General features: G+C 54.9%; 25 protein-coding genes and 1 pseudogene. 22 read left to right on the top strand and 4 right to left on the bottom strand.

What is annotated here, in order from left to right; all coding sequences use genetic code 11:
• The first annotated feature begins 112 nt into the window (after positions 1-112).
• The 3 genes from AC50YL_RS19590 to AC50YL_RS19600 all read left to right on the top strand — a co-directional run bounded on the left by AC50YL_RS19590 (position 113) and on the right by AC50YL_RS19600 (position 2,784).
• Complete coding sequence (locus AC50YL_RS19590; protein ID WP_494834081.1) at positions 113-1,120, top strand: zinc-dependent alcohol dehydrogenase; 1,008 nt, start codon at positions 113-115, stop codon at positions 1,118-1,120.
• Between the two features lie 204 nt (positions 1,121-1,324).
• Positions 1,325-2,209 carry an AraC family transcriptional regulator gene (locus AC50YL_RS19595; protein ID WP_494834083.1) on the top strand — a complete coding sequence of 295 codons (885 nt, stop codon included), beginning with the start codon at positions 1,325-1,327 and terminating at the stop codon, positions 2,207-2,209.
• A gap of 224 nt (positions 2,210-2,433) precedes the next feature.
• Positions 2,434-2,784 (top strand): DoxX family protein, encoded by a 351-nt coding sequence (locus AC50YL_RS19600; RefSeq protein WP_494834084.1) that lies wholly within the window; start codon positions 2,434-2,436, stop codon positions 2,782-2,784.
• Positions 2,785-2,862: 78 nt separating this feature from the next.
• Here AC50YL_RS19600 and AC50YL_RS19605 read toward each other — a convergent pair.
• Positions 2,863-3,030: pseudogene (locus tag AC50YL_RS19605) on the bottom strand (helix-turn-helix domain-containing protein); the annotation flags it as partial.
• Positions 3,031-3,592: 562 nt separating this feature from the next.
• Between AC50YL_RS19605 and AC50YL_RS19610 the strand changes: the two are divergent.
• The 4 genes from AC50YL_RS19610 to AC50YL_RS19625 all read left to right on the top strand — a co-directional run bounded on the left by AC50YL_RS19610 (position 3,593) and on the right by AC50YL_RS19625 (position 7,071).
• The gene (locus AC50YL_RS19610; RefSeq protein WP_494834456.1) at positions 3,593-4,015 is read left to right on the top strand and encodes an organic hydroperoxide resistance protein; all 423 of its coding nucleotides are present in this window, start codon (positions 3,593-3,595) and stop codon (positions 4,013-4,015) included.
• Between the two features lie 112 nt (positions 4,016-4,127).
• Positions 4,128-5,453, top strand: a complete 1,326-nt coding sequence (locus AC50YL_RS19615) for an MFS transporter (RefSeq protein ID WP_494834086.1) — start codon at positions 4,128-4,130, stop codon at positions 5,451-5,453.
• A gap of 315 nt (positions 5,454-5,768) precedes the next feature.
• Positions 5,769-6,245, top strand: coding sequence for a GNAT family N-acetyltransferase (locus AC50YL_RS19620; RefSeq protein WP_494834088.1), 477 nt, complete (start codon positions 5,769-5,771; stop codon positions 6,243-6,245).
• 232 nt (positions 6,246-6,477) lie between these two features.
• The gene (locus tag AC50YL_RS19625) at positions 6,478-7,071 is read left to right on the top strand and encodes a DUF1003 domain-containing protein (protein WP_494834089.1); all 594 of its coding nucleotides are present in this window, start codon (positions 6,478-6,480) and stop codon (positions 7,069-7,071) included.
• A 39-nt stretch (positions 7,072-7,110) separates the two neighbouring features.
• On the opposite strand, the gene AC50YL_RS19630 is transcribed toward AC50YL_RS19625, so the two are convergent.
• Positions 7,111-7,617 carry a cupin domain-containing protein gene (locus tag AC50YL_RS19630; protein WP_494834090.1) on the bottom strand — a complete coding sequence of 169 codons (507 nt, stop codon included), beginning with the start codon at positions 7,615-7,617 and terminating at the stop codon, positions 7,111-7,113.
• Positions 7,618-8,202: 585 nt separating this feature from the next.
• On the opposite strand from AC50YL_RS19630, the gene AC50YL_RS19635 reads away from it, so the two are divergent.
• The 8 genes from AC50YL_RS19635 to AC50YL_RS19670 all read left to right on the top strand — a co-directional run bounded on the left by AC50YL_RS19635 (position 8,203) and on the right by AC50YL_RS19670 (position 15,850).
• Positions 8,203-8,760, top strand: coding sequence for a cupin domain-containing protein (locus AC50YL_RS19635; protein ID WP_494834092.1), 558 nt, complete (start codon positions 8,203-8,205; stop codon positions 8,758-8,760).
• A 307-nt stretch (positions 8,761-9,067) separates the two neighbouring features.
• A complete protein-coding gene (gene ilvB, locus AC50YL_RS19640) occupies positions 9,068-10,813 on the top strand; it encodes a biosynthetic-type acetolactate synthase large subunit (RefSeq protein WP_494834093.1) in 1,746 nt (581 codons plus the stop codon).
• Positions 10,810-11,328 (top strand): acetolactate synthase small subunit, encoded by a 519-nt coding sequence (gene ilvN, locus AC50YL_RS19645; RefSeq protein WP_494834095.1) that lies wholly within the window; start codon positions 10,810-10,812, stop codon positions 11,326-11,328. Before ilvB ends, ilvN begins: the two co-directional genes overlap by 4 nt.
• A gap of 176 nt (positions 11,329-11,504) precedes the next feature.
• Complete coding sequence (locus AC50YL_RS19650) at positions 11,505-12,428, top strand: LysR family transcriptional regulator (protein WP_494834096.1); 924 nt, start codon at positions 11,505-11,507, stop codon at positions 12,426-12,428.
• 153 nt (positions 12,429-12,581) lie between these two features.
• Positions 12,582-13,565 (top strand): SLAC1 anion channel family protein, encoded by a 984-nt coding sequence (locus AC50YL_RS19655; RefSeq protein ID WP_494834097.1) that lies wholly within the window; start codon positions 12,582-12,584, stop codon positions 13,563-13,565.
• 73 nt (positions 13,566-13,638) lie between these two features.
• Entirely contained in the window at positions 13,639-13,860 is a 222-nt protein-coding gene (locus AC50YL_RS19660; protein ID WP_494834099.1) for a hypothetical protein, read from the top strand.
• A gap of 95 nt (positions 13,861-13,955) precedes the next feature.
• A complete protein-coding gene (locus AC50YL_RS19665; protein ID WP_494834100.1) occupies positions 13,956-14,873 on the top strand; it encodes a hypothetical protein in 918 nt (305 codons plus the stop codon).
• Positions 14,874-15,400: 527 nt separating this feature from the next.
• The gene (locus AC50YL_RS19670; protein ID WP_494834102.1) at positions 15,401-15,850 is read left to right on the top strand and encodes a hypothetical protein; all 450 of its coding nucleotides are present in this window, start codon (positions 15,401-15,403) and stop codon (positions 15,848-15,850) included.
• A 145-nt stretch (positions 15,851-15,995) separates the two neighbouring features.
• Here the strand turns inward: AC50YL_RS19670 and AC50YL_RS19675 are convergent, their stop codons facing one another.
• Positions 15,996-17,192, bottom strand: a complete 1,197-nt coding sequence (locus AC50YL_RS19675; protein ID WP_494834103.1) for a stalk domain-containing protein — start codon at positions 17,190-17,192, stop codon at positions 15,996-15,998.
• Positions 17,193-17,342: 150 nt separating this feature from the next.
• Between AC50YL_RS19675 and AC50YL_RS19680 the strand changes: the two genes are divergently transcribed.
• From AC50YL_RS19680 to metK, 7 genes are all read left to right on the top strand, one after another.
• Positions 17,343-19,406, top strand: a complete 2,064-nt coding sequence (locus AC50YL_RS19680) for a hypothetical protein (RefSeq protein WP_494834104.1) — start codon at positions 17,343-17,345, stop codon at positions 19,404-19,406.
• A gap of 129 nt (positions 19,407-19,535) precedes the next feature.
• Positions 19,536-20,195: a response regulator transcription factor gene (locus AC50YL_RS19685; protein WP_494834105.1), complete on the top strand. Its 660-nt coding sequence runs from the start codon at positions 19,536-19,538 to the stop codon at positions 20,193-20,195.
• Entirely contained in the window at positions 20,192-21,631 is a 1,440-nt protein-coding gene (locus AC50YL_RS19690) for a sensor histidine kinase (RefSeq protein WP_494834106.1), read from the top strand. Before AC50YL_RS19685 ends, AC50YL_RS19690 begins: the two co-directional genes overlap by 4 nt.
• Before the next feature lie 104 nt (positions 21,632-21,735).
• Positions 21,736-22,542 carry a hypothetical protein gene (locus AC50YL_RS19695; RefSeq protein WP_494834107.1) on the top strand — a complete coding sequence of 269 codons (807 nt, stop codon included), beginning with the start codon at positions 21,736-21,738 and terminating at the stop codon, positions 22,540-22,542.
• A gap of 356 nt (positions 22,543-22,898) precedes the next feature.
• Positions 22,899-23,834 (top strand): fused MFS/spermidine synthase, encoded by a 936-nt coding sequence (locus AC50YL_RS19700; protein WP_494834108.1) that lies wholly within the window; start codon positions 22,899-22,901, stop codon positions 23,832-23,834.
• A 170-nt stretch (positions 23,835-24,004) separates the two neighbouring features.
• The gene (gene mtnK / locus AC50YL_RS19705; RefSeq protein WP_494834109.1) at positions 24,005-25,228 is read left to right on the top strand and encodes an S-methyl-5-thioribose kinase; all 1,224 of its coding nucleotides are present in this window, start codon (positions 24,005-24,007) and stop codon (positions 25,226-25,228) included.
• A 56-nt stretch (positions 25,229-25,284) separates the two neighbouring features.
• On the top strand, positions 25,285-26,514 hold the full coding sequence (gene metK / locus AC50YL_RS19710; protein ID WP_494834457.1) for a methionine adenosyltransferase: 1,230 nt from the start codon (positions 25,285-25,287) through the stop codon (positions 26,512-26,514).
• A gap of 53 nt (positions 26,515-26,567) precedes the next feature.
• Here metK and speD read toward each other — a convergent pair whose 3' ends face one another.
• Positions 26,568-26,939 carry an adenosylmethionine decarboxylase gene (speD, locus tag AC50YL_RS19715; protein ID WP_494834110.1) on the bottom strand — a complete coding sequence of 124 codons (372 nt, stop codon included), beginning with the start codon at positions 26,937-26,939 and terminating at the stop codon, positions 26,568-26,570.
• Positions 26,940-26,970 lie beyond the last annotated feature (31 nt).

A 26,970-nucleotide genomic window follows, 5' to 3' on the forward strand; every position in this document is an offset into this window, starting at 1 on the left:
GGCGGGAGTTGAATCGTTGTTTTAGATAAAAAATCGGATTCAGGGTCAAAGACTTCCACCCGGAAAAGCCTTACATTATTGATGTAAGCAATTCCACTAGGAGGGGTCCCGATTGAAAAACCGCAAAATCATGTTCGTTGCCCCGCAGCAAGTCGAGCTCGCGGAAGAGGAGTTCAGCCCGGCTGCGCTGGCTGACCACGAGGTGCTCGTCAAGCTGATCTATTCGCTCATCAGTCCGGGAACCGAGCTGGCGATGCTGTCCGGCAAGGAATGGTGGGCCGAGCTGCCGGTATGTCCGGGCTATGCGAGCGTAAGCCGGGTCGTCGACGTCGGACGGGGCGTCGAGGGCTTCATGCCCGGCGACGCCGTGTTCCATTATGGCAGCCACTCGGAATACCAAGTAGTGTCCGCGAGCCATATGTGCATCAAGGCCCCGGCCGAGCTCGATCTCAAATGGGTGCCGTTTACCCGGATGGCGACGGTCGCGTTCACGGCGGTGCGCGTCTCGGATATCGAAGTCGGCGATTACGTCAGCGTAACGGGGCTTGGGCTGGTAGGTAACCTGGCCGCGCAGCTGGCGCGCCTGCAGGGCGCATTCGTCATCGGCATCGATTTGTCGTCCGCGCGTATGGATACCGCCAAGCGATGCGGGATCGATTACGCGCTGAACGGCGGGCTTGGCGGGGTGAAGGAACAGATCCTGGCCATCACGGACGGGCATGGCGTGTCGACGCAGATCGAGGCGACGGGCGTACCGCAGGTCGGCGTCGAGAGCCTCGGCTGGATCGGGAGCTTGGGGGAGATCGTTTTCCTGGGCAGCCCTCGCGGGGAGTTCAACGCGGACGTGACGGACGTATTGAATTATTGCCATCTGTACAATCGCGGCTGCATTACGTTCAAGGGCGCTCATGAATGGCGCTACCCGACGGAGCCGAACGCGTTCGTGAAGCATTCATTGGTCCGGAACTCCAAGATCGTGTTCGAATTGATGAAGCAGAACCGTCTGCGCATCGAGCCGCTGCTCAGCCACGTGATCAAGCCGGGACAAGCGCAAGAAGCTTACGACGGACTCCGGCACAACAAGGACGCTTACAACGGCGTGTTGTTCGACTGGTCCTAGACGAATTACGGCGTAGCCGATATAGACAATTCGGCTGCCGCGCTGGTAAGATACGAGAAATGAGCCGTTAGTTGGCCTTCGGGGCCGGGATCGCGATCAGGATAGTCGGTCGGATGCGATCAAGCCGCAGGCTGTTGTCAGGGCAGGGTGCTGCCTTTGCTCGGTTGGAAGCTTCGGCATGCGCAAAGTCGGGAGGGCAATTCGATGGACGAGTCGTGGATGAACGGCATCTCTCCTTTTGTCAGGGCCGTCAAAATCATGAAGTCCGGCTCGTTGACCGGGGAGTGGCTGGATCACGACCATGTCTTTACGTATATCGAGCAGGGGGAAGCGGAGTTTTTCCTGAGCGGCGTAAAGTATGTGGCTAGGGAGGGCGACTTGCTGCTCATGCATCCTTTCATGCCGCATCTCATCAAATCCGCCTCGACCGTCCCCTTGATTCAATATATTTTTCACTTTGATCTGCATTACGACGAAGAACGCAGCTTGCTGAAGCATACGAACGCAACGGAGCGGATGCGGAAGAAGGTCGACGACCGGGAGATGAGGATGGCCTCGATCGTCCCGATCTCTCGTTTGCAGCTGGCGGACCGGATCGAATTGAAAAAGCGGTTTTTGCGGCTGCACAAGGCATTCACGAGCAATTCCGGCAGCATATTGCTTACGAAGTCGATCTGCCTGGAATTGCTGCACCTCTTCTTGAGCAACCAAGCGGAGCGCAAGAACGGCGAAGGCAAAATGACGAAAGGCTGGCCCTTTATCGAAAGGGCCGTTCATCATATTCACGAATGTTTCTCCGACCCGCATCTGGATAACTCGTCGATCAGCAGGCGGGCCGGCGTCTCGACGAACCATTTATCGCATCTGTTCAAGCAGCAGCTGGGCATCACGATTCAGAAGTACGTGACCCATATTCGGATCGAGGAAGCGAAAAAAAGAATCGCCGACGGCAAGCTTACATTGACGGAAATCGCCGACGAGGTGGGGTATTCCAGCATTCATTTGTTCAGCCGGTCGTTCAAAACGGCGGTCGGGATCATGCCCAGCAAGTATTCGCCCGTGCATGCGAGAATCGAAGATGAAGGCTGATCGAAGCCGCGTAAAAAAAACCGCTTCAATAAAACATCCCCTCATGGATGACGGAGACGGCAAGTCCGCTGGAATAACGGACTTGCCATCCGGCAACCGGAGGGGATTTTTTGCGGACGATCGGTATTGACAGGACACCAAATAGTGTCATATAATCAAAACGTCACCAAATGGTGTCCTATTGAATCCTCAAGTCGAATAATAAAAGGGAAGGGGGAGTTCAGATGCATATCTTATTCGTAATCATACAAAGTTTTTTGCTCGTTTCCATGACCTTCGGCGGCGTGAATAAGCTTGCCGGCACGAAGAATTTCGTCGGAATGTTCGATTCGCTTCAATTGCCGCAATGGTTTCGCGTCGTTACGGGGTTCGTTCAACTCGCCGGGGCAGCCGGTCTCGTGATCGGATACTGGAGTCCGGCCGTGGCCGTATGGGCAGGCATCTTGATCGGCGTCACGATGCTGATCGCATGCCTCTCGCACTTCCGGGTGAAGCACCCAAGCGCTCAAGCGGTACCGGCTTTCATCATTACGTTGATCGCGGCCGCTCTGATCGTCGTGCACCAGAGCGTTTAAAAGAACGGGTAACGGTAAACATGATCGCATGAAAAAAGCCTGAATGCTCAGGCTTTTTTTCATGCGATCACTCGTGATTCAAGTCCATGACTTGCCCAAAACGCTTTCCAACAACTCGCCCGACGAGCTTTTTTGCAGCGGTTTTATATCTTGATACGGCGGCAGTCCGAACAACCGCCGGTATTCCCGGTTGAGCTGGGACGGGCTTTCATAACCGACCTCCAATGCGGCATTCGTCGCATCCATCGATCCCATTTGCCGTTTTTGGCAATCTTCAAGCGGAAATGGAGAAGTGTTCGGCATCGGATTGCTGGCGCGCATTACTTTCCTGACATATGCATTCCGTTCGCGATCATGGGCATCGGCGTAGGGATGATCTTCCTGCCGTTGACCGCGCTCGGTCTGTCGGGCGGGATACCCGCGATTCCGGCGCGGCGTCCCGGTCTGATCAATGTCGCGCAGCAAAAGGGATGCTCCATGGGCATCGCGATTCTCATCACCGTCTTTGAAGCCGCGAAGCGATCGGCCCCGGCTTCCGAACAACCAATCGCGCACGCGACTTCTCTCGCGATCCTCGGCTCGGCCGCATTCGTCGCGCTGGCGCTGGCCGTCGTGCTGCTCTGGTTGCTTCCGGCGCGCAAAAAATCCGGGAGCCCGCCCGCAAAGCCGCTTGAATTATGCGCGAGGCTTCATAAATTGGCATGCCGGACATGTATATTTCAACCAGAATGAAGTCATTCTAGATGCTAGCGAAATGGGGCCATTCGTCCCATCCACCCAACCAAAGGAGTGACGAGAAATGATCAAAATGGAAAAGGAATTGTATACGGCGAACGTGAACGTGGAAGGCGGAAGGGAGGGGCACGCGGTGTCCAGCGACGGCATTCTGAACGTGAACATGCGGGTGCCGAAGGAGCTGGGAGGCCCCGGCGGAGACGGAACCAATCCGGAGCAGCTGTTCGCTGCCGGATTCGCCGCGTGCTTCGAAGGCGCGATCGGGGTCGCGCTGCGGAAAAAATCAGTCAAAGCGGAAGCGATCAAGATCGCGTCCAAGGTCACCCTCGGCAAAGACAAGGACGACGGCTTCGTGCTGGCCGTCAATCTGGATATTACCCTTAAAGGCGTCGAGTCCGGCATCGCGAAGCAAGTCGTCGAAGAGGCCCATGCGATATGCCCGTACTATAGAGCCGTGAACGGCAACATCGCGGTCGAAACGAACCTCGTGGGTTAGTGTGCCGCGCCGCCTAGAAAAGGAGTACCGTGCATGACGATTACCATGCCTTACGATCTGATCTTGGCGCGCTCTCCCAAGCAACCCAGTAACCGACAAGGACGGCACCTCCATGAATGACAAAATCGTCATGCCGATATGGACGTTCGGACTGTTCATCGTCTTGATGAACACGACGATGTTCAACGTCTCCATCCCGAGCATCATCCGGGATATCGGCGTGTCGGCGGCACTCGGATCCTGGATAATCTCAAGCTACTCGATCGGTTATGCGCTATCGACAGTCATCTACAGCAGACTGTCCGACGTGCTTCCGATCCGCAAATTGCTGTCGGTCGGATTGGCGATCCTGGGGTTATCCTCCGTCTTCGGCATCTTCGCGACGAGCTTTCAATCGCTGTTGTTCGCCAGAATCGCGCAATCCGCCGGCGCCGGCGCGATGGCGGGACTGGGGCTCATACTCGCCAGCCGGTACATCCCCGTCGAGCGGCGGGGCAGGGCGATATCGATGATCTCATCCGGCTCGGCCCTGGCTTTCGGACTCGGGCCGATCATCGGCGGCTTGATCAGCGAGTATATCGGCTGGAACGGATTGTTCGCCGTCACTTGCCTGGTGCTGGTGCTTCTCCCGCTATTGCTGCGCCTGATCCCCCCGGAACAGCCGAAGCCGTTCCGTTTCGATCTCCTCGGCGCCATGCTTACCGTGGTGAATGCCGTGACGATTCTGACCGCCGTGACGAAGAGCTCGCTCATTTGGCTCGCGATCGGCCTGCTGTCGATCGCCGTCCACGCCTGGCATCTCAGGCGAGGTAAAGAATCGTTCGTCAATTCGGAGATTTTCGCAAAGCCGGTCTACCTGAAATTGCTGATCGTCGGTTTCTGCATCTTGCTCGTAAACCTCGGCAATTTGTTCCTCATGCCGCTCGCGCTTGCGAATCTGTTCGGCAAATCGCCGCTGGCCATCGGGTTTACGATCGCTCCGGGCGCCGTGTTGTCCGCCTTTTTCACGCGCTTCGTCGGACGGTGGATTGACCGGTACGGCAATCTGCGGTTCCTGATACTCGGTCAATGCGTCATCGCTTGCGTGCTGATCGCATTTCGGGCAGAGCTCGGCGCGTCGCCATACGTGATCCTGATCGGGTACCTGTTCTTCTCGCCGGCGAATTCGGCGGCAATGGCCTCGTTGAACAACGAAACGTCGCGAATCCTGCCGGTCGGCCTGATCGGCTCGGGCATGGGCTTCATGCAGCTCATCCAGTTTTTCGGGGGCTCGGTATCCGTCGCGGTATGCGGGATGCTGCTCGCGCACGAAAAGATGAAGTCGCTGGTGCACGCTTACGAATCGGCTTACAGCATATTGATCGCGGTATGCCTGTGCTCGTTGGGCATCCTTCTCTGGTATGCAGTAACCCGGCCCAAAAAGGCGCTGGCCTCCTGAACGGGCAATCGAAGATCGGGCTCGAACGATTGCGCGAAGCAACATGTTCAACGCGATCGCGACTAAAAGGAACCCGTCCGCCAATTGGCGAGACGGGTTCCTTTTTTTGCTGATGTATCAGCTGCTGGCCCGAATGATGGATTTCATCGAGGCGCGGACCGGCATCGATGCGAATAAGAACTTCAATGAACGAAAGTCCGGCATCCTTCACTCGCAGCTGAAGTCAAATAAAGGTACACTAGCATGAGGGGATGCACGTCCCCGATGCGCGATGAAGCAAACAGCCACATCAAACGGAGAAGGGAAGAAGGACAAATGGGAGATATGTTGGTTAAATTATACCAATTGCCGGAATCCGAATCGGCAAAACAATATGCGGCGCGTACGGGGATCACGGTACGCAGGGCGATCGGCCCCGAGCTGGTGACGGTAGCCGAATGGGTGGAGCAGCGCTTCGGCAAAGGCTGGCGCAGCGAATGCGAGATCGCTTTTGCCCGGCAGCCGATTTCCTGCTTGATCGCGGTCAAGGACGGCGAGCTGCTCGGATTCGCCTGCTACGACGCGACCTGCAGAGGCTTCTTCGGCCCGACGGGCGTCGACGAGCAGACGCGCGGTCTCGGAATCGGGAAGCAGCTGTTGGTCGAAACGCTCCTGGCGATGCGGGATTACGGTTACGCGTACGCCATTATCGGCGGCGCAGGTCCGATCGACTTCTACAAGCATACCGTCGGCGCCATCGAGATCGAACAGCCGGAGCCCGGCATTTACACGGGCATGCTGAAGCTTGTCTAGCCTTCGAGGTTTCAGGAATATATCGGAGGAATGAATTCCGCAAGCACGAACGATTGCTGTCGTAATTGAATCGCCGAGGCGGAAGAGGCCGGACTTTGCTGATCAAAGTCCGGCTTCTTTGCTGATCAAAATCCGCCTCTTTGCTCGACGGCGGCATAAAATCCTGCCAAGAGGTTCAAATTAACTCGGATGGAATACGGCACTTATCGTGCGCAAGGACGGAAATGGAGAAATGAATAACCAGCCAATCAGCAGCGCGATCGATTTCGACGAGGCCTCCGTCATTCAGGGCTTCGATATCGAGCTCAGCGAAAAAAACGCGCAGCGCATCGACAGATTAGTGGACGATTTCGAAAAAAGCATCTTGAATCGGGTCGACGAAGAATACTCGGTCAACACGACCTTTTCCGATCGGCTCGCGGACAATATCGCCAGGTTCGGCGGCAGCTGGACGTTCATCGGCTTCTTCGGCGCGTTGCTTGTGGTCTGGATGATATGGAATTCGCTTCCGTTCATCAAGCCGCTTCACTATGACGAACCGCCGTTTATTCTGCTGAATCTATGCCTGTCTTTTCTTGCGGCTTTCCAGGCACCGATCATCATGATGAGCCAAAATCGGCAAAATGCCAGGGATAAACATGAGTCGGTGATCGATTTTGCCATCAATTATAAGGCAGAGCAAGAGATCGATGATATTCAAAGCCACCTGCACCGCATTGAAGCGGAGGGCGTGCGCAACAAGGAACAGTTCAGCGGCGAATTGATGGAGATCAAACGGCTTCTGGCATCGATCGAGTCCAAGCTGGCGACGAAGAAAGAGGAGTGAACGGGAACCGCAACAATAAGGACATCCGGCAGGATGCCCTTATTTCGTTGTCCAGTTGGAATGGAGCGGTCCTTCACGGCCGAAAACCGGGTCCTCATCGGGCAGCGGAACGCGCTGAATGTCTTCCAGATCCCGGGGCCGTTCTCCGGCGTTGCCGGTTCTCGTCGTATAACTCATCCCGCCGGGATAGGCACCGGTCACCGAGAAGCCTGCGCCCGCGCGCAGCAATTTATGCCCCGTGCCGGCCGGAAGAACGAGCACGTCGCCTGCTTGCACCTCGATTTCTTTTCCGTTCTCCCCGCCGATCATCAGCAACGCCGATCCGCCGAGCACGGCCAGCGCTTCGTGCGAATTGCTGTGATAGTGATGATACGCGTAAACGCCGTTCACCCAGCTGTTTCGCCAGTTGTTCCGGTTAAAGATTGCTTCAGCCTGATGGGGGTCGGTTCGAAAGGCTCCGGCGTATACGAGCACGGGCAGGCCGGGATTATTCGGGATACGTCCGTCATCTTCGAAGAAATACGTCGACAAGTACATGTGCATCATCGCCTTTCTTCCTAGCTACTATTTCGTTTATCGGGCTCAATCAGGCATAGAGAAGGCAAAAGAATCGCCGAGCATCCGCTCGATGACGTGCTGGAACGCCAACCTTTCGTGCTTCAAGGTATCCTCGGGCTCTCGTCACGGTTACCATCCTTCCCGTCGGAGCGGTAGTAGTACGTATTGTATTGACTGACCGATTACAAGTCAATAAAACAAATCGCTTTAGCGTTTAGTATACATCTTTCACGTTCAGCCATGCACGGTCGTTCCGTTCGGACTCACGGCGCAGCTGTCTTTGCGCGGTTATTGGACCGCAAACGGTTTGAATATCACTTCAAGGGCGCTGAGTTGCGGAAAATGCCAATGCGGTACCAATCTCGCACTATTTATTCTTTTTGAAAATCGCCATATGCTGGAGGACCTAGGCCCTGACCATAGAATCCTTAACCGAAAGAGCCCGGAATCGATACCAAGAAACGTGCCATCGGCATCATTCAGCCATACATCTCGGATTCGGTAGGCGCCCAGGCTGAAGCGGCATCGCTTGGTTGCCGGCTTACCGTAATCTTCGACATGGAGGCGAGTCAATTGAACGGTACCAAAGAACGAAAACAAGCGGATAGGGAAATCGTCGTCGGCGAAACGTTGGTTCATCCAGACGGCCGGACGGTCGGTTTTTTGTCCAAAGGAACGGATGAGCAGGGGGAATTCCTGATTATCGAACATAAGGTGACGCGGAAAGGCCCGATGAACGGTCCACATTGGCACCCGGTTCTCACGGAATCGTTCGAGGTGTCGGAGGGCTGCATGCGATTCGTCGTGGACGGGAAGGAAATCATACTCGGCGCAGGCGAGCAACTGACGATTCTGCCGAACCAGGTACATCAATTCTGGAATGCCGGCGATCAACAGCTGGTGGCGAAGCATGAGATTCGCCCGCCGGGCATGCACGGGAATATGTTCAGCCTGCTGCACAAGCTGGAATGCGAAGGCAAATTGACATCGAAAGGGATCCCGCGTAATCCGCTGTGGTTGGGACTCGCTTGGGAGTGCATCGACGGGTACCTCGTCGGGCCTCCGCCATGGGTGCAGCGTGCTTTGTTGAGAAATCTGGCGAGGTTGGCGCGAGCGGCCGGGTACCAATAAACCGGGTCATATCTTGGCTCGCGGCGAGCGTGAACCGGAAAAACCGCCCTTTAAGGGCGGTTTTTTTGGCGAAAAAGAAACATTCCCCGCATATAAAACCATCGGATGCGAGTGCTGACCATCATTACGATAGTTTTCATCTATGGTTTCCATAGAAACAATGATATTGATCTATCTATCCGAATTACATACAATCGAACGACAGGTAGCGTAAAGCCTCCTTTTGTCCCTAGCGGCCGACTTCTCGCCGCATGCGGGTCGGAAGGAGTTTTTAAGTCATTTTCTTTGGAAACGGGTGAAGAAAATCATGATAAACGTAGAGGAGCAACACGCGACACGCGAACGGATTGCCGGACTCATGAAGAACGACACGGTAACGGGATCGGAAGCGCTTCTCCGCAGCTTGCTGCTCGAAGGCGTGGAATGCGTGTTCGGGATCCCGGGCGGAAGCATCATCAATGTTTACGACGCGATTCATGACATGCCGGAGTTTACGCACATTTTAGCGCGTCACGAGCAGGGGGCGATTCATGCGGCCGACGGCTACGCGCGCGCGACGGGAAAAGTCGGGGTCTGCTTTGCGACATCGGGTCCCGGGGCGACCAATCTCGTGACGGGTATCGCCACCGCCAATATGGATTCGGTTCCGCTAGTCGTAATCACCGGGAATGTCTCGACGGCACTCATCGGCACGGATGCGTTTCAGGAAGCGGATATTACCGGCATCACCATGCCGATCTCGAAACACAGCTACCTCGTTCGGGATGCGAAGGACCTGCCGAAGATCATCCATGAAGCCTTCTATATTGCTTCTACGGGCCGAAAAGGACCGGTATTAATTGATATTCCGAAGGACGTGTCGAGTCAAACGACGATTTTCCGGTATCCGGCGGAGAAACCCGAGATTCGGGGATACCGCCCGGACGTCGATCCGAATGCCGCGCAAATCGAAAAATTGCTCAAAGCGGTAGAAGAAGCCGAGCGTCCGGTCATTCTGGCCGGCGCGGGCGTTATCTATTCCGACGCTGCCCAGGAACTGCTCGCATTCGCCGAGAAAACGCGGATACCGGTTACGACGACCTTGCTCGGATTGGGCGGATTTCCGAGCGCGCACGAATTATGGATGGGCATGCCCGGGATGCACGGAACCTACACCGCGAATAAAGCCTTGCAAAGCTGCGATCTGCTCATCGGTATCGGAGCCCGCTTCGACGACCGGGTAACGATGAAAACGAGCGGATTCGCGCCTAACGCGACCACGATCGCGCATATCGATATCGATCCGGCCGAAATCGGCAAAATCGTTCAAACGGCGATTCCGATCCTCGGCGACGTGAGATCCGTGCTGCGGCAGGCGAACGCGAAGGCCAAAGCGGCAAAATCGGAAGCCTGGCTGACGCTCATTCAAGCAAACAAGTTCGAGCAACCGCTTCGTTACACGGATTCGGATATCACGTTAAAACCGCAATTCGTGGTCGACATGATCAGCGACACGACGAACGGGGAAGCGATCGTCACGACGGACGTCGGCCAGCATCAGATGTGGGCCGCTCAATTTTATAAGTTCAAGCATCCGCGCTCGATTATTACTTCCGGGGGACTTGGCACGATGGGCTTTGGCTTGCCCTCGGCGATCGGGGCGCAGGTAGGCAACCCGGACCGCCTCGTGGTGTCGTTCAATGGCGACGGCGGGATTCAGATGTGCGCGCAGGAGCTTGCGATTTGCGCCCTTCATAACCTTCCCGTGAAGATCGTGATTCTGAATAACCAGGTCCTCGGCATGATTCGGCAATGGCAGGAGCTTATTTATGATAGCCGCTTCAGCCACATGGAACTCTCCGGCAGTCCGGATTTCGTGAAATTGGCCGAAGCCTATGGGGTTAAAGGGCTTCGGGCAACGAATAAAGAAGAAGCCCGCAGCGCGTGGAAGCAAGCCATGGACTTCCCGGGCCCCGTGCTGATCGATTTCGTCGTCAATCAGGAAGAGAACGTGTATCCGATGGTTACCCCGGGCTCCACGATCGACGACATGATATTGGGGGATGAACGATGAAACGCCACACGATTTCCGTGCTCGTCAACAATCATCCGGGCGTGCTGCAGCGAGTTGCCGGCTTATTCGGACGCCGCGGCTTCAACATCGACAGCATCACGGTCGGGCAGTCCGAAGAACCCGAATTCTCCCGCATGATCATCGCGACCTCCGGCGACGACAAGCTGCTCGAACAAGTGCAGAAGCAGCTCTACAAGCTGATCGACGTCGTTCGAATCGATGAATTGACCGCTTATCCGTTGGTCGAGCGCGAGCTAGCGTTCGTCAAAGTGAGCGCCGTATCCGAAGTGAAGGCGATGATCCTCGGGATCGTCGATCCTTTCCGGGCTTCGATCATCGATATCGGGAAACATCATCTGATCGTGCAAGGCGTCGGAGAGCAAGAAAAAATCGATGCGTTGATCGAGCTGCTGCGCCCGTACGGCATCATGGAAATCACGCGTACGGGCTTGACGGCGATGTCGCGCGGAGAGATCGCGGAGACTGCTGCGCCGGATGCGGCCTTAACGCGTTGAAGCAAGGCATTTGCCGAACCTTCTATTATTCGTCGACCAGCAAATAATAGGATGCAGGGAGCCGCGTTTTACGCGGCTTTTTGGTTTTAAGTCAGCTCGTCGACGCGAACGCGATCAGACACTCGAAAGCGATTCCGCGTCTCCGAGAAACACCGAAAAGGAAGGAGCCGATCGACATGGAGTTAAGACAATTGGATTATTTTATCGCGACCTGCGAGGAACTGCATTTTACGAGGGCTTCCGTCAAGCTGGGGATTACCCAGCCTTCGCTCAGCCATCAGATCAAAGCGCTTGAAGACGAGCTGGGCGTACCGTTATTCGACCGCATCGGGAAAAAAATCGCGATAACCGAGGCCGGCTTGATTTTGTACAAAAAGAGCAAATCGGCCTTTGGTCATTTGGCGAGCGCCAAAGAGCAAATTCAAGAGCTGCAGCAAATCGAACGCGGCACGATAGCGATCGGCGCGCTTCCGGGCGAGCTCAACCAGCTGGTCTCCTCCTTGCTGCTTGATTTCCATCGCGATTTTCCCAAAGTTCGCATCAAGATTTTCGGCGCCGAGGATATCGTGAGCCGCATCTTGCAGAACGAATTGGATTTGGCCATTACGATCTTGCCGGTCGAGGATGAACGAATCCACATGATTCCGCTGTATCAAGAAAGGTTTTATTTCGTGGCGACGGCGGAGCATCCGTTCGCGGGACGCGCGGCCATCGATTTCGAAGAGGTCCTGAACGTGCCGATCATCATGTTCCCCGAAACCCACCGCTGCCGCCAATTGGTCGATGCGACATGTTCCAAGGCCGGCCACACGCTGGTTCCCTTGATCGAAACCTCGACGATCGATTCGTTATTCGGATTCGTTCGTTCGGGCGGAGGCGGCACGATATTATCGAAGACGCTGATCGACATGTACGACTACGACGACTTGGTTCACATTCCGGTGCAGAATCCTACGCTCTGCAGGGAAGTGGGCATCGTGTATCACCGCGACAAATATATGGGCAAGGCATCGCGAGGCTTTATCGATACGCTGACGGCGCATGTAAGGTCGCTCAAGCAAAACGCGCCGCTGGAGTACTGCGACAGCGAAGGCGCCTAATCGCATGATTCATTGGTTTGATCTATCGTTCTGATAGAAACAATGACATTGATCTATTATTTCAAATTGCATAGAATAAGTGAATCGGAAGCGCCGCGGGGCTCGCGAGCGAGCATACGATTAAAAATTACAGAGAGAGAGTGGTGAACGTTCATGCAGACCATAGCTGCCGTACCCAAACAAAGAAGCATCGGTTCTGTTCAATTCTTGCCCGTCAACCTGTTCGCGTCGGTTATGGGAATGTCGGGTCTATCCTTGGCTTGGAGACAAGCGAGCAAGCTATACGGCACTTCCACGGTCATCGCGGATGTCATCGGCATCGTGGCGATCTTGATGTTTCTAGCGGTGAGCGCAGGCTACATTTCAAAATGGGTGCGCTATCCGCACAAAGTCAAAGCGGAATTCACGCATCCCATCTTGGGCAATTTCTTCGGTACGATCACGATAGCGATCCTGCTGCTTTCCACTGTAATCGGCGTTCATAGTCAATCAACGGGGCAGGTGATTTGGATCGTCGGAACCGTTCTGACGCTCTTGTTCAGTTGCATCATGCTTGGACGCTTGTTGAACGGAAATCACGATCACGTGAACGTGGTTCCGCCTTGGCTGATTCCCGGCGTAGGAACGTTGGACATCGCCGTGGCCGGCGGAACGATGCCCTTTCCTTGGGCGCATGAGATCAATCTGATGTCGCTTGCCATCGGCGGAATCATCGCGTTGGTGTTCCTCACGATGATTTTAACCCGATTGATTCATCATGATCCGCTGCCTGCGGGACTCACGCCTTCGATGATGATCATGATCGCGCCGTTCGAGGTCGGGTTTCTGGGCTATGCGAATTTCGAACATCGCATTGATCCTTTCGCGTCGATCCTGTTTTATTTCGGTTTGTTTTTGTTCATTGTCTTGTTCTTCAAAGTGTTCAAAAAGTCGATCCCGTTCGGCGCTTCCTGGTGGGCGGTAAGCTTTCCGTTGGCGGCGCTCAGCAATGCGGCGTTGGAGTATGCGTTGTACGTGGATTCTTGGCTGTTGATCGCCATTTCCACCGTCATCCTGGCCTTTCTAAGCATCGCGTTGCTCGTTCTGTTCGTGCGTACGTTGAATATCCTATTCAACGGGAACCTGCTCAAAGGATAATGCTTCCAATGGCCGGGGAAAATAAAACCGGCGGATTGCGACAAACATTCAACTGCGGAAAGGGCGGATCTTGATGTACGGCACAATGGAGCTTCAACATGACGTCGATTTTGAGAATGCCATCTTCTTCGGTCAATACGTGATGGTGTTGAAGGACGAGAAAGTATCGGGCGCAGGGTTATTGGAAAGCTTTGACGAGAAACACGTCTGGATCAACGGCAAGCAGCACTCGCGCCAGCAGTCCTCTTTCATTCAAATGCCTCCACCCGACATGTATTTCGATATTCCGAATTAATCGGCGCGCATACGAAGGACTTGGCAGATGGATAATAAAAGACTGGTACATGCGTCGTTAAGCAACGAACCGGTCTCGGAAAGGAGACAATGGGAATGGTTTGGGATTTCTTGAAGTCCAGGCATTTTTACTTCGCATATGGGTTAGTCATTCTCATGCTGGTCGGTGCCGTTGTCCTCGGACAACGGGATGTCCTATTCCCGGAAATCGCCGGCATGGCGATGGGGGTGCTGGTATTTCCGGTCCCGCATTGGATCAGGAAGCCCGTTCATTTATGGCTTTCGCCGACATTGGCCGCATTCATCGGTACGGCGATGAATAATTTGGATATAACGCCTTTAATGAAATTATGGATCGGTCTGGTGGTCATTATCATTTTGATGCATGTCTTTCGGGTCAATTTCGGGCCGACGATTCCTGCCGCATTGCTGCCGATCTTTTTGAATTTGCACGACTATGTCTTCGCGGTCTCGACGGCCGTGTTTACGTTCGTGATCATGTTGGCCGCCTTTACGATGAGGAAAGCGGACAACATGCCTGCAGGGCGGTTCCGAAAGAAGACGGATACGGTCATCATCACGGTTATTTTGGGCCTTTGGATTGGACTGGCTTTCATATTGGATCTGGATGTCATCGTCGTTCCGCCTGTATTCGCCCTGATTTTCGAGGTGTTCCATGCCGAGAAATTCCCGTGGAAGACGATTCCTCGCCGGTTGGCGATCCTAACGATCACGGCCATTCTTTCCGTCGGCGTGCTTCACTTGTTGGACGGTTCGATCATCTGGGTCGGGGTCATAAACGTATTGATCACGATTATCCTGTGCAAATGGATCAAAGTTCCCGTTCCGGTCGCGTTCGGCGTATCATTGATGCCGCTTGTCGTACCGGCTTGGGGAACATGGGGTTTTCCGATCGGCGTCTTCGTCACGACGGGCGTATTGATGAGCATCTCCGCCGCTCACCGCCAGTTCAGAAACAGACAAGCCGTAGCGGTACAAGACAAGGCTGCGTAATCCTAAAGCAGGCCATAACGCTATGATTATTGCCGGATGAATGGAAGATATCGGGCTGCTCGCAGCAGGCTCCGACTATCCCCGGGGTATAAACGTTTCTTAAAGCATGACTAAACCGCCGCCGTCGGGCGGTGGTTTTTTCAATAGGCGTGTGTCGCTATATTCGAGCCGGGCATAGATTATCGCAAAGACATCCAGAATACGGAGGGAACGGCATATGACGTTGGAGTATTTGCATCCGCAAGCGTACGTTTGGCCGCAGCGCGGCCTCCTGGGCGGCGGTTTTCCAGGCGGCATGTTGGGAGGCGCATTGGGCAGCATGTTGGGCGGAGGCTCCATCGGCAGCATGCTGGGCGGAGGATACCCCAAAGGCGGCTTATTCGGCAGCTTAATGGGAGGCGGTTTTCCCAAAGGCGGCATGTTGGGCAGCATGCTGGGAGGCGGAAGCCTAGGAGGCGGATTTCCGGGCGGGGGATTCCCTGGCGGAGGTTTCATGGGCGGAGGATTTCCAGGAGGAGGTTTCCCGGGTGGAGGTTCTCCTGGCGGAGGCTTCATGGGCGGTGGATTTCCAGGTGGTGGCTTCCCGGGAGGAGGATTCCCAGGTGGAGGTTCTCCTGGCGGAGGCTTCATGGGCGGTGGATTTCCGGGTGGTGGCTTCCCGGGAGGAGGATTCCCGGGAGGCGGATTTCCGGGCGGAGGCTTCCCAGGAGGAGGATTCCCGGGTGGAGGATTTCCGGGCGGGGGATTTCCAGGCGGAGGCTTCATGGGCGGCGGATTTCCCGGAGGAGGATTCCCAGGCGGGGGCTTCATGGGCGGATTTCCCGGAGGCGGCTTTCCAAGCAGGGGATTCCACGGAGCAGTTCTCCCCTTCGGCGGTTTTGCGCGAAGATGAACAACAGGGAGAGTCTAGCATGACTTTGCCGGTCCTCCCAAAGGATGCATCGCATCTCAATTTGAGGCCCGGCGAGGTTGGCTGAAGCGAACGGCCATCGATTGAGAGGCAACATCATCGTTTTCAATAACCGTAGAACGTTGATCTCGTTACGATAAGAAAGCGGACACGCGCCTAGACGTTGCGTCGTATAGCCTGGCAGCACGTCGCCTTGGCAATCCGGTCTATTGCTAGGCGCGCGGAGGCAGTTTTACTTCTAGCTCGATTTGATGAATAAGCTCGGTCAAGCTGTCGAAGTCGAATACGACCGATGATGCATACTCCGAGCCGCCATTCCTTACGCGAATCAGCATCTGCACCGGCTCTTGTCCGGCCGGCTTATAGACCGCGGCGGCAGTATACCTTCCGATCGGTACGTCCGCGATGCCGAAGCCGCCCGGAAACGGAGCTCCGCGTTCCGTAAGGGTCTTGCCCGCGCTGCCGTCGATGAGCTTGCCGACGGGCGCGAGCGTAAGCTCGACATCGGCCGTATCAGGCGGAGGAAGCATATCGTCGTAAGGATTAACGTAATCCCCGGCGTATAGATAGAGCTCCCCCGTGAAGTCGTCCCAGGTGAAGTTTCGAATGGCGCCCGTATTCCCGGCAAACGGCCGGTCGGTATCGGAACTAATGCGAAATCCGTAGGCGCGGCCATTGAATTCCCGGGTCAGCAAGGCGCTGGCATTCCAGGTAACGGCAAGGCGCTCCAGGCCGATCCGATAATTCCCGTTCGCGTCGGTCACGCCGAACAGGTTGCTGTTGTAGAACAGCTGATTGTCCGCGTACACTTGAACCCCCTCGATCGGCATCCCTTCCGCATTCACGACGCGGCCTTTGACGACGTAAGGCTCCGCGCTCATCGCGTCAATTCCCTTGTCTCCGTCAGACGTTTTTCCGCCCTCCGCACCTTTGCCGATTCGGATTTCCGTCACGCCGTTCTTGCTCGATAGCGCGAGCGGATAACCGCTGTTCTCCGCTACGAAGCGAAGCGGCACCATCGTGCTTTCGCGGATGATCTGGGCCGGCACGTCCAACGAAACGGTTTTCCCGTTGACTTCGGCTTTCGTGCTGTCGATCGTCAATGCGATGGAGAGTCCGTTCTTCGTTCCGACGGCTCGCCGGACGGTACCCGTATCGGTCCATTTCACGTTCATGCCGAACGTCTCGAACAGCTTGCGGAACGGGACGAGCGTCCGTCCGTCGAGAATGACGGGTTGACCGCCGCCGTCAAATCGAATCGGCTCCCCGTTAAAATAGACCGTCACGCGCTCGCCGTCCGAATAAGCGGTCGGCATCCGCCAGCCCAGCAAGAGCATGAAGCAGGAACAAAGCAGCAGCAGCCGCTTCGGTAATCGGTTTGCATGGATTCCCAGGCTGAACGCATTCAATTTCCGATCTCTCCCTCGCGATTTTTGATATCAGTGTAAGGAAGGAACACTCTCACCGGCAATATCACCGGACTCTCAAAATCCCGCGCTCGCCGAAAGAGACTTCGGCTATAATAAAGGAAAACGGTTGACATAGGCGGTGTCGCGGCGGTGCTGGACGAGAAGTCATGGTATGAGGATCGGGTTCGATTCGTAGGGCGGACCAGGGAGCTTCAGCAGATAGACGATCACGCCCGCGGTCGTTCGACGTCGTTATGGCTGCACTTTTACGGGCAGGGAGGCATAGGCAAATCCTCGCTTCTGCAGCAATTCCGGTCGGAGACGAAGCTGGCGAACTGCTTTTATTTGGACGGCGGAAGCGGCTTACGGCAGAAGGCGGATATCGTGGACCGGCTTGCGGAGCAGCTCCGCAGCGCAGGCGAACCGGGCTTGGAAAGGGCCGGCGAGGAGGATATCGTCCTGCGAATGAACCTGCGCGCCAGCCGCGCGGGAACCCCGGTCGTGGTCATCATCGATACCTTCGAAAATTTGCGGCCCGTCGAGGACTGGCTCGCGATGTGGCTGCACCGGTTCAAGGAAACGGCGAGGATCGTAACGGCGGGCCGCAATCCGCTCACGGGAGGCTGGCTGCGGGCCGGGTGGGCGAGCTATATCCAAGCGGTGCCGCTTCCCGTGCTGGCTCCGACGGAGGTCCGGCGTTACGCGGGTATCCGAGGCTTGACCGGCGAAGACGCGCAGTTCGAGCTGTCGCGATTCTCCGGGGGCGTGCCGCTCGCGATGGCGCTCGCGGCGGAGATCATGTTGAGAAAGGCCGGATCCGTCCCGTTCGAGCGGGGAGAACGCAGCAGGCTCATATCGGTTCTGATGGATGAATTGCTGCGCGGCTTGCCCGCCGCCGTTCAGCGGTTGTTCGATGCTGCCGCGGTGTATTGGCGATTCAACGAGGAACGGCTCGCGGCCGTTACGAACGGGGAGTCCGGCACGGAAGCGTTCAGGGCGCTCGTACGGCTGCCGTTCGTCGCGATGATCCGGGAGGAATGGATGCTGCACGATGCGGTTCGGGCATGGGCGTTGGAAGACCTGATTCGGCGCAAGCCGAATGCGTATGAACGCATGCGCGGCAATGCGCTGGACTTTATTCGCGCGGAAGAACGCGCGAATCCGGACTTACGGCACAGGCTGCACTTGGATAAACTGAACCTGCATGAGCATCCGCTCGTACGGGGCATGTTTTTCTCGGGCAATCTGGACGATTTCGAGCTGCGGGAATGCCGGGCATGCGATTTGCCGGCCGCAGAATCGCTCTACATGCGCTACATGCGGCACGCGACGGGTTCAGCCGCGGAAGAACCGCATATGCAGGGGCTCCTGCGCCCGGCCTGGGAGATCGATCCTTCTTCCTTCATCGCCATATGGAAGGGCGACGAACTGATCGCCTTTTACGCGTTCCTGCCGATGCATGGCGATATGCTGCGTTTGCTCGGGCGCGAACCGCTGCTGGAGAAGCTCGTTCGCGGATGGAAGCCGGCTTCGCGTTCTTATTTGTTGGCGTTGATCGGCATCGCTCCCGAGCATGAGAACGGCGCGCGCGGCTTCATCCTGAATACGCTCATCAATCATTTCTCTTCGGCGGAGCGGGTGGTGGACGTGTCCTGTCTGAAGGACTGGTTCCCCGTGTTCGAATACTGCGGCTTCGAGCGAGCGGTTTGGGCGGATACCGTTACCGCGCCGGGCACGGAGTACCGCGTGTTCATGCTCGATCTGTCGCGGGAGGACTTCGTTGCCAAGCTGGACGGTTTGTTGACGAAGCGCGTGGAATCCGCGGCCGATGCCGATCCGGCGCCCGGCCATATCCAAACCTTGAAGAAAGTATTGAAGGGTTGGCATCGCCTGCCCCGCGATCCCGCATTGGTCGACGCGTACGTCCGGTTGTTCCCGCATCGCCCTGCGAACGGCGATCCATCGGCGGCAACCGGACTTGAGATTCAGCGGGAGCTTCTGTCTGCCGTTCATAGCCTGGTGGCGGGAGAAGCGAGCGAAGGGATATTGGGCAAAGTGTTGAAATACGCCTACATGCAAGACATCCGCACGAACGAGCGCGCCGCCGAACGGCTTCATCTGTCCATGGCGACGTATTATCGTTACCTGAGCAAAGCGCTTGCCCGGCTATACCGCATGCTGGCGAGCGGACAGGAAAGCAATCGCATGCGATGAGTGCATCGATCACGGGGCGCTCATCGGGCATGAATAAAATTACAACTTGTTTACAATTTGGAGATAGGTTGCTGTGCCTGTTTGCTCTATCATAAAGAGATAGAAAACGAAGAGCTGCGAGGTATCGGAATGGAAAACATCATCATCATCGAAGACGACCCGGCGATTTCCGATCTGATCAAACTCAATCTTGAATTGGCGGGCTACGAATGCCGACAGGCCTACAGCGGGCAAGACGCGCAGAGCGCGCTTGCGGATTGCGCGCCGGATTTGGCATTGTTGGATATCTCGCTTCCCGATATGGAAGGGTACGAGCTGTTGGAGCGGTTCAAGAGCGGCGGCGTGCCGGTGATCTTCCTGACGGCCCGCAACGCCCTTGTCGATAAGGTGAAGGGACTGAAGATGGGGGCAGACGACTATATCGTCAAGCCTTTCGAAGCGATGGAGCTGCTGGCCAGAATCGAAGCGGTGCTTCGCCGTTCCGGCAGGAAAAGCGACCGGATGGCCTTCGGCGGCCTCGAGATACACCTGGAGGAACGCGCGGTCAAGCGGGACGGCGTCGCCGTCGAACTGACGATGAAGGAATACGAATTGCTCTTGCTGCTCATCAACAACCGTAATAAAGCCTTGTCCCGGGAAAAAATACTGGAGCTCGTCTGGGACTTCGATTACAGCGGCGAGACGAGAACCGTCGATATTCATATCCAAAAAATCCGCAAAAAACTCGGCTGGGAGGACAGGATCAAGACCGTCTACAAATTCGGTTACCGGCTCGAGGTCGCCCCATGAAGCTCTGGCAGAAAGTGTTCTGGTGCACCTTCCTCTTGTTCGAGATCGTGTTCAATGCCTCGTCCTTGTACCTGATCCAGCATAATTTCAATCAAAATCTGGTACGGGAAGTCGATCGGGGCTTGGCGGATCAGCATATCCTCGCCGTTCAAATCGAGACGGACTGGTCGTACATCAACAATTTGAATGCGCTTCTGCATACAGACAAAGAAAAGGCCGACGACTTTTTGCGGCGCAACGCGGCGAAGTACCTGAAATCCTTCGATCCGGACAACGTTTCCGTCGAAATCGCGGACGAGCGCGGCGAGCCGGTATTCAGCAATTTCACAGCGGTAATCGCCGGCCCGAGACCGGAGACCGACATCCAAGATCCCGCCGAGCGAAAATACGTCATTCGCGACATCGGCCGCAAGAGCATGCTGCTCGTCGAGGGCGCGCTTGCCTTGAGCGGGCGCGACTTCAAGCTCGCGTACATCGTGGATTTGACCGGCATTTACGAGGATCGGAACGCGCAGATCCGTAATTTTATCCAGATCAATATCGTCATCGCCGTCGTTCTGGCTGCCGGGCTCTACGGCTTGATCTGGTATCTCACGCGGTCCGTCCGCTTGCTCACCGGCTCCGCGCGGACGATCGCTTCGGGCCGTTATTCGCATCGGGTCAACGTGTTTTCGAAGGACGAGATCGGGCTGCTCTCGGAACAGTTCAACCTCATGGCCGAGGCGATCGAGGATAAAGTAGGCGCACTGGAAGCGGCCGCCGGGAACAGGCAGCGTTTTATTCATTATCTGACGCATGAAATAAAGACGCCGCTGACTTCGATGATCGGTTACGCCGATCTGCTGAGAGCGACGACCTATAACGAAGACGTGTTTTATAAATCCCTCGATTATATTTACAGCGAAGGAAAAAGGCTGGAAAGCCTTGCCTTGAAGCTCATGGACCTCATTCTCGTCGAAAATAACCAACCCTGCTTGACCGACGGGGAGATGCAAGCGGTGTTCGAAGATACGGCGCAATCGATGAAGCCGCAGCTGGAGAAGGCGCAGGTGAACCTGACCGTGTCCGCGGAAGCCGCGAGACTGCCGATGGAGAAAGACTTGATCAAAATCTTGTGCACCAATTTGATCGACAATGCGATCAAAGCCTCGAAAGCTGGAGACAGCATCGGCTTCCGCGGGTATCGGACGGCGGACGACCGCTATGTCATCGAAGTCCAAGACGAGGGAATCGGCATCCCCGAACACGAGATTCCGAACGTGCTGGAGCCGTTCTATAAAGTCGATGGGGCCCCTTCGCGGACGAATCGAGGGGCGGGCTTGGGACTTGCGATATGCGCCGAGATCGTCCGGCTTCACGAGGGAGAGCTGAGCATTCGCAGCCGTCCGAACGAAGGCACCGTCGTCCGGATCGGCTTTCCCGCAGCATACAACTAATTTACAACTTGCCGATCGTGATGAGACAGGACGCCGATATACTGAAATTGCGAGCAGGAACGGCGCACTCCCGCACGCAAATCGCATATCCGGAGGGAACAACCATGAAATTATTCGAAGCAGTCAAACGCAAAAAAATGGCCGGAACTGTCCTGGCATCGGCGCTCGTCATCGGAAGCTTGGGCGCCATTACCGCATTCGCGGCGAACGGAAGCGACGCGATTCCGAAAAACACGGTCATGACGGCGTCAGCGCCGACCGACGCGTCGATCGCGTCGCAAGACGTGCAAGGAACGGTCGAATACAGCAAGGACACGTACGCGAGAACCGACGGCAGCCAGAACTTTACGATAGAGCATTGGTTCAATCCGCAAACGAAGGATTTGAGGACGGACGTCACGGAGTATTCCTCCGATCATCGATTGCTGCGCTACCAGAGCACCTATTACGTGAACGGCGGCAACGACATGGTCGTAATTCAAAGGGACAGGAACGGCGCTCCCGTCAGCGGAAAAACGCTCAAGCGGACGGACGATTCGAAGTCGTTCGATATCATCAAACAAAAAAATCCCGGGTTCAACACGGAAAAGGAAAATTACAAGGCCGCCTATTGGACTTCCGTCGGCACCGAGCAGACGCCTGACGGCAAGACGCTGAATAAGCTCATGGACAGCTATCAGTCGTATATTAACGACGACACGCAAGCCAACATGCAGTACATCGCGTATGTCGATCAAGCATCGGGCTTTCCGGTCAAGGAAGAGCTTTACGAAGATTCTACCGGTTCGTTCAAGCTCTTCAGCACCGATACGGAGGAATTCCGGTACGTCTCGGATGACGGATCCATCTTCGGGACGGACGGGGTTACCCTAACGCCGGTCAAGACGTCCGCCGATGCATTCGCAAAGTAATAAATCTTCGGATTAAGCCCGAAATCGGTGCCGATCCAAGAGCAGCCCGCATCTAGACGGGGGCTCGAGCTGTCGCGAACGTCATCGTTATGCAGATATTCGACACATAGAAGAGCAGGCTGCGATTGGAGCCTGCTCTTTTCGATATTATTTTCTTCCTCGCATTCGGAGAATCGATAGATTTTCGGCGCCGGTAACCGATGCGCTCGGTGTGAAGTTCCGCCCGCTCCTTGCATGTTTGCCCACACTTTCCCGGATACTCGGCATATCTTGAGATTAAATTGCGCGGGCAAATGTCGGGGCGGAAGTGGGATCCATTTTTTGAGAGCCTGAATTTTAATGCGAGGTGAAACAAAATGGCAAATAGAGTGACGACTTCAACGAGCTCATCCGTTAACCGGGGAGATGTATGGGACCAGAAAACCTTGAAGCACTTGCTGCAAAGAAAGCCTAAAATCATCTATAAGGGTAAAAGCCGTTATCAAAACATTGTCCTGCTGGAAGCGAAAGACGTACGGATGTACCTGGATAAGCAGCTGCAATTCAGTTCATTGGATGAGCGGTTCTATCACGAGGCGCTCGTTCACCCGGCGATGGTCATGTCGCGGAGCCGTCGCAATGTCTTGATACTCGGCGGGGGCGACGGATTCGCTGTACGCGAAGTGCTTAAATACAGGGATGTTAAATCGGTGGATCTCATCGAGCTGGACCCCAAAATCATCAAGATCGCGAAAAGCAAGCCCGTCTCTGTATTAAATCAACGCTCCTTGTTCGATAAGCGAGTGAAGATACATCAGAAGGACGCCAGACGCTTATTTTCGAAAACGCCGAAACCGAATGCAAAAACATATCACGTGATCATCCTCGATTTTCCCGATCCATACGATAAACAGTTAAGCAAGCTGTATACGAAAGAATTTTTTAGAGATATCGCCAAATCGCTCGCTCCAGGCGGCATGATCGTCATTCAATCCAATTCGACGGAAGACTTTCCGCGCGTGTATTGGAGTATTTATCATACGTTGAAGAGCGTCGGGCTGCATACGAAAAGCTACAACGTCTACGTTCCATCGTTCGGAGACTGGGGATTCCAGATCGCTTCGCATAAAAAGTTCGTGCCCGGCAGGCAAAAAGTAACGGTCGCGAACCAAACGCTCCCCAAAAATCTCTCGACGCTGTTTAAATTGCCCAAGGACCTTCTTCGCGATAAAAAGGGTGCCTTGCCAAACAGCTTGAAAAATCTGAGAATCTTCAACTATTACCTATTGGACCAAAAAGAAGCGCTGTTGTAGGAATAGCTTGTTCATCCATCGGCTTTTTTTCATAAATCAAGCATTTGCTTCCCTATCAACAACCGATCTCATGGGCGGTTGTTTTTTTTTGTATGTTCATAGACACCAATTCTCCTTCTCGGCTTATTAATATAGGGTAGGTCGATTTTTTTTGCAGAGGAGGAAGGTTAATGCGCCAGTATCAGATCTTGAATGAATATCGAGCTTTCATGTATGCCCGCAAGTTGAAAGGGTTGTTTTCCGAAAACGCGGAGCTGGCCTGCAGCGAGATCGGGGATGGGAATTTGAATCTCGTCTTTCATGTAACGGACAAGGTGTCGGGAAAAAGCATCATTTTGAAGCAGGCGCTGACTTATGCCCGGGTGGTCGGGGAATCTTGGCCATTAACGCTCGATCGGGCGCGGATCGAGAGCCAGGCATTGATGCTTCAGCATTCCCTATGCCCAGGCAGCGTACCTCAAGTACATCATTACGATCCGGTTATGGCCGTGACCGTTATGGAAGACCTGTCGAATTATCAGATAATGCGAAAAGGACTGGCCGTCCGTGCGCATTATCCGCATTTTGCGCGTCAGATAGGGAACTTTCTCGCGCGCACCTTATACTTGACGTCCGATTTTGCTCTGCCTGCGCAAGAGAAAAAGCAAAAAGCGGTTCAATTTACGAATCCGGAGCTGTGCAAAATCTCGGAAGATCTCATCTTTACGGCCCCCTATTACGATTCCGATACGAATCATTTCAATCCCTTGCTGACCGAATGCGTAAATGAACTATGGAGCGATAACTCGTTGAAGCTGGAGATCGCCATATTGAAACACGGCTTCCTTACCCGTGCCGAAGCGCTTATCCATGGCGATCTTCATACCGGCAGCATCATGGCGACGGCGGAGGATACCAAAGTGATTGATCCGGAATTCGCCTTTTACGGACCTGCCGGATTCGATATCGGGGTTATAGCGGCTAATCTGCTGCTGAGCATCGCCTCCCATGAAGGCCATACTGCGGACGCGCATGAACGGGCGAATTATCAAGCGTATCTGCTTGCGACGATCGAACAGCTATGGTCTTATTTCGAACAAGCATTCCGCGATTTATGGGCCGAAGAGTCGAAAGAACGAATGACGAAAATCCCGAGATTCATAGACGCCTATTTGCTCCAACTATTGCAGGATGCCGCAGGGTATGCAGGATGCGAGATGATGCGCCGAATCATAGGTCTCGCGCACGTTTCGGATCTGGAAAGCATCGCGGATCCTTATCTGCGGGCAAAAGGGGAATATCTGGCCCTCGCGATCGGACAAGAACTGGTGATGGATAGAAGGCAAATGCTAAGCATCGAAGACATGACTTCCCGCGTACAGCGATTGACGGGTTTGAGGATGAACCGTGAATGAGCGTCAACCCAATCGCTGAGATGGGACAAGAATAACCGGAGGTGAGTATTATGGCGATGAAAAAAAGACGGCATCTGTTTACGTCCGAGTCCGTGACCGAAGGCCATCCCGATAAAATATGCGATCAGATTTCCGACGGCTTGTTGGACGCGATCTATGCGAAAGACCCTTTTGCGCGCGTGGCTTGCGAATGCTGCGTGGGGTTGGGTTTCGTGCTCGTTACCGGAGAAATCACCGCAAACGCATCTATCGATTATCAAACCGAGGTCAGGGAAATCATTCGCGGCATTGGCTATACGCGAGCCGAGCTCGGCTTCGATGCCGATTCATGCGCGGTCTTCATCGCGATCCATGAACAATCCCCCGATATCGCGATGGGGGTCGACAACGCGCTGGAGATTCGCGAGGGAAAAGTGAACGAAGATGAGATGGAGGGCACCGGAGCCGGCGATCAAGGCTTGATGTTCGGTTACGCATGTACGGAAACGGAGGAATTGATGCCGCTTCCGATATCCCTGTCTCATAAACTCGCGTACCAATTGGCGCGCGTCCGAAAAAACGGCACTTTGCCTTATTTGCGTCCTGACGGCAAAGTGCAGGTCAGCGTCGAATACGAAGGCGCGCGGCCGAAGCGCATCGATACGATCGTCATCTCGGCTCAACATGACCCCGACGTATCCCGGGAGCAAATCATGGCGGACATGCATGCGTTTGTTATATCGCCCGTCATTCCCGCCGGGTATCGGGATGAATCCACCAAGTACTTCATTAATCCGACCGGACGGTTCGTCATCGGCGGTCCGGCGGGCGATGCGGGATTGACGGGCCGCAAAATCATAGCCGATACCTATGGCGGTTACGCCCGTCATGGCGGCGGGGCGTTCTCGGGCAAGGATCCCACCAAGGTCGACCGTTCAGCCGCGTATGCTGCGCGTTATGTAGCGAAAAACATCGTTGCCGCGGGTCTTGCCGACCAATGCGAGGTTCAGCTGGCTTATGCGATCGGAGTCGCTCATCCCGTAAGCATCGCGATCCATACTTTTCGTACGGGCAGCGTTAGCGACGAGCTGCTCGGCCAATTGGTGCGGAAGCACTTTGACCTACGCCCGGCAGGCATCATAAACATGCTGAATCTTCGCAGCCCGATTTATCGAAATACGGCTGCTTACGGTCATTTCGGACGAGCGGATCATGAGTTTCCTTGGGAACGGACGGATAAGGCAGCTTCATTGAACATGGAAGCGAAGCAGCTCGCGAAAACGAAGGTCAAACGCGGAACTACGTAAGTCATCCCAATAACAAACAAAGCCTCTTCATAAGCGAGAGGCTTTGTTGATTGTTAATCCATAACGTCGATTTCATCCGTACCGCGAATCAATGATTTTGAATAGATCCGGATCGGATTCAAGCATGCGACGAGATAATCGATCGCGATTCGGGGATCTACGTTTTCCCCGCAAGTGTAGCAATCTATCGCCCCAAACTCCTTCTCAGGGTAGGTGTGAATGGAGAGATGACTTTCCGATAAAAGCACTAAAACGGTACAGCCGTTCGGCGTGAACTTCTTATCGGACACCGAGATGACCTTCGCGCCGCACTTTGCGGCGGCATCGATCATGATCGTCCGTAAAAAATCAACGTTGTTCAAACGCGCAAAATCAACGCCCCAAACGTCTACGATAATATGCCTTCCATAGGTGGAGTAATTCAATTCGGATCACCTCTTTACATAAGATCAAGCT

Source organism: Paenibacillus sp. J22P277 (assembly GCF_059383675.1).

What these genes read in the sequence shown, in the direction of transcription:
- AC50YL_RS19595 (WP_494834083.1), top strand. Translation starts at nt 1,325, where the DNA reads ATGGACGAGTCGTGGATGAACGGCATCTCTCCTTTTGTCAGGGCCGTC.
- AC50YL_RS19600 (WP_494834084.1), top strand. Translation starts at nt 2,434, where the DNA reads ATGCATATCTTATTCGTAATCATACAAAGTTTTTTGCTCGTTTCCATG.
- AC50YL_RS19610 (WP_494834456.1), top strand. Translation starts at nt 3,593, where the DNA reads ATGGAAAAGGAATTGTATACGGCGAACGTGAACGTGGAAGGCGGAAGG.
- AC50YL_RS19615 (WP_494834086.1), top strand. Translation starts at nt 4,128, where the DNA reads ATGAATGACAAAATCGTCATGCCGATATGGACGTTCGGACTGTTCATC.
- AC50YL_RS19620 (WP_494834088.1), top strand. Translation starts at nt 5,769, where the DNA reads ATGGGAGATATGTTGGTTAAATTATACCAATTGCCGGAATCCGAATCG.
- AC50YL_RS19625 (WP_494834089.1), top strand. Translation starts at nt 6,478, where the DNA reads ATGAATAACCAGCCAATCAGCAGCGCGATCGATTTCGACGAGGCCTCC.
- AC50YL_RS19630 (WP_494834090.1), bottom strand. Translation starts at nt 7,617, where the DNA reads ATGATGCACATGTACTTGTCGACGTATTTCTTCGAAGATGACGGACGT.
- ilvB (WP_494834093.1), top strand. Translation starts at nt 9,068, where the DNA reads ATGATAAACGTAGAGGAGCAACACGCGACACGCGAACGGATTGCCGGA.
- ilvN (WP_494834095.1), top strand. Translation starts at nt 10,810, where the DNA reads ATGAAACGCCACACGATTTCCGTGCTCGTCAACAATCATCCGGGCGTG.
- AC50YL_RS19650 (WP_494834096.1), top strand. Translation starts at nt 11,505, where the DNA reads ATGGAGTTAAGACAATTGGATTATTTTATCGCGACCTGCGAGGAACTG.
- AC50YL_RS19655 (WP_494834097.1), top strand. Translation starts at nt 12,582, where the DNA reads ATGCAGACCATAGCTGCCGTACCCAAACAAAGAAGCATCGGTTCTGTT.
- AC50YL_RS19660 (WP_494834099.1), top strand. Translation starts at nt 13,639, where the DNA reads ATGTACGGCACAATGGAGCTTCAACATGACGTCGATTTTGAGAATGCC.
- AC50YL_RS19665 (WP_494834100.1), top strand. Translation starts at nt 13,956, where the DNA reads ATGGTTTGGGATTTCTTGAAGTCCAGGCATTTTTACTTCGCATATGGG.
- AC50YL_RS19685 (WP_494834105.1), top strand. Translation starts at nt 19,536, where the DNA reads ATGGAAAACATCATCATCATCGAAGACGACCCGGCGATTTCCGATCTG.
- AC50YL_RS19690 (WP_494834106.1), top strand. Translation starts at nt 20,192, where the DNA reads ATGAAGCTCTGGCAGAAAGTGTTCTGGTGCACCTTCCTCTTGTTCGAG.
- AC50YL_RS19695 (WP_494834107.1), top strand. Translation starts at nt 21,736, where the DNA reads ATGAAATTATTCGAAGCAGTCAAACGCAAAAAAATGGCCGGAACTGTC.
- AC50YL_RS19700 (WP_494834108.1), top strand. Translation starts at nt 22,899, where the DNA reads ATGGCAAATAGAGTGACGACTTCAACGAGCTCATCCGTTAACCGGGGA.
- mtnK (WP_494834109.1), top strand. Translation starts at nt 24,005, where the DNA reads ATGCGCCAGTATCAGATCTTGAATGAATATCGAGCTTTCATGTATGCC.
- metK (WP_494834457.1), top strand. Translation starts at nt 25,285, where the DNA reads ATGAAAAAAAGACGGCATCTGTTTACGTCCGAGTCCGTGACCGAAGGC.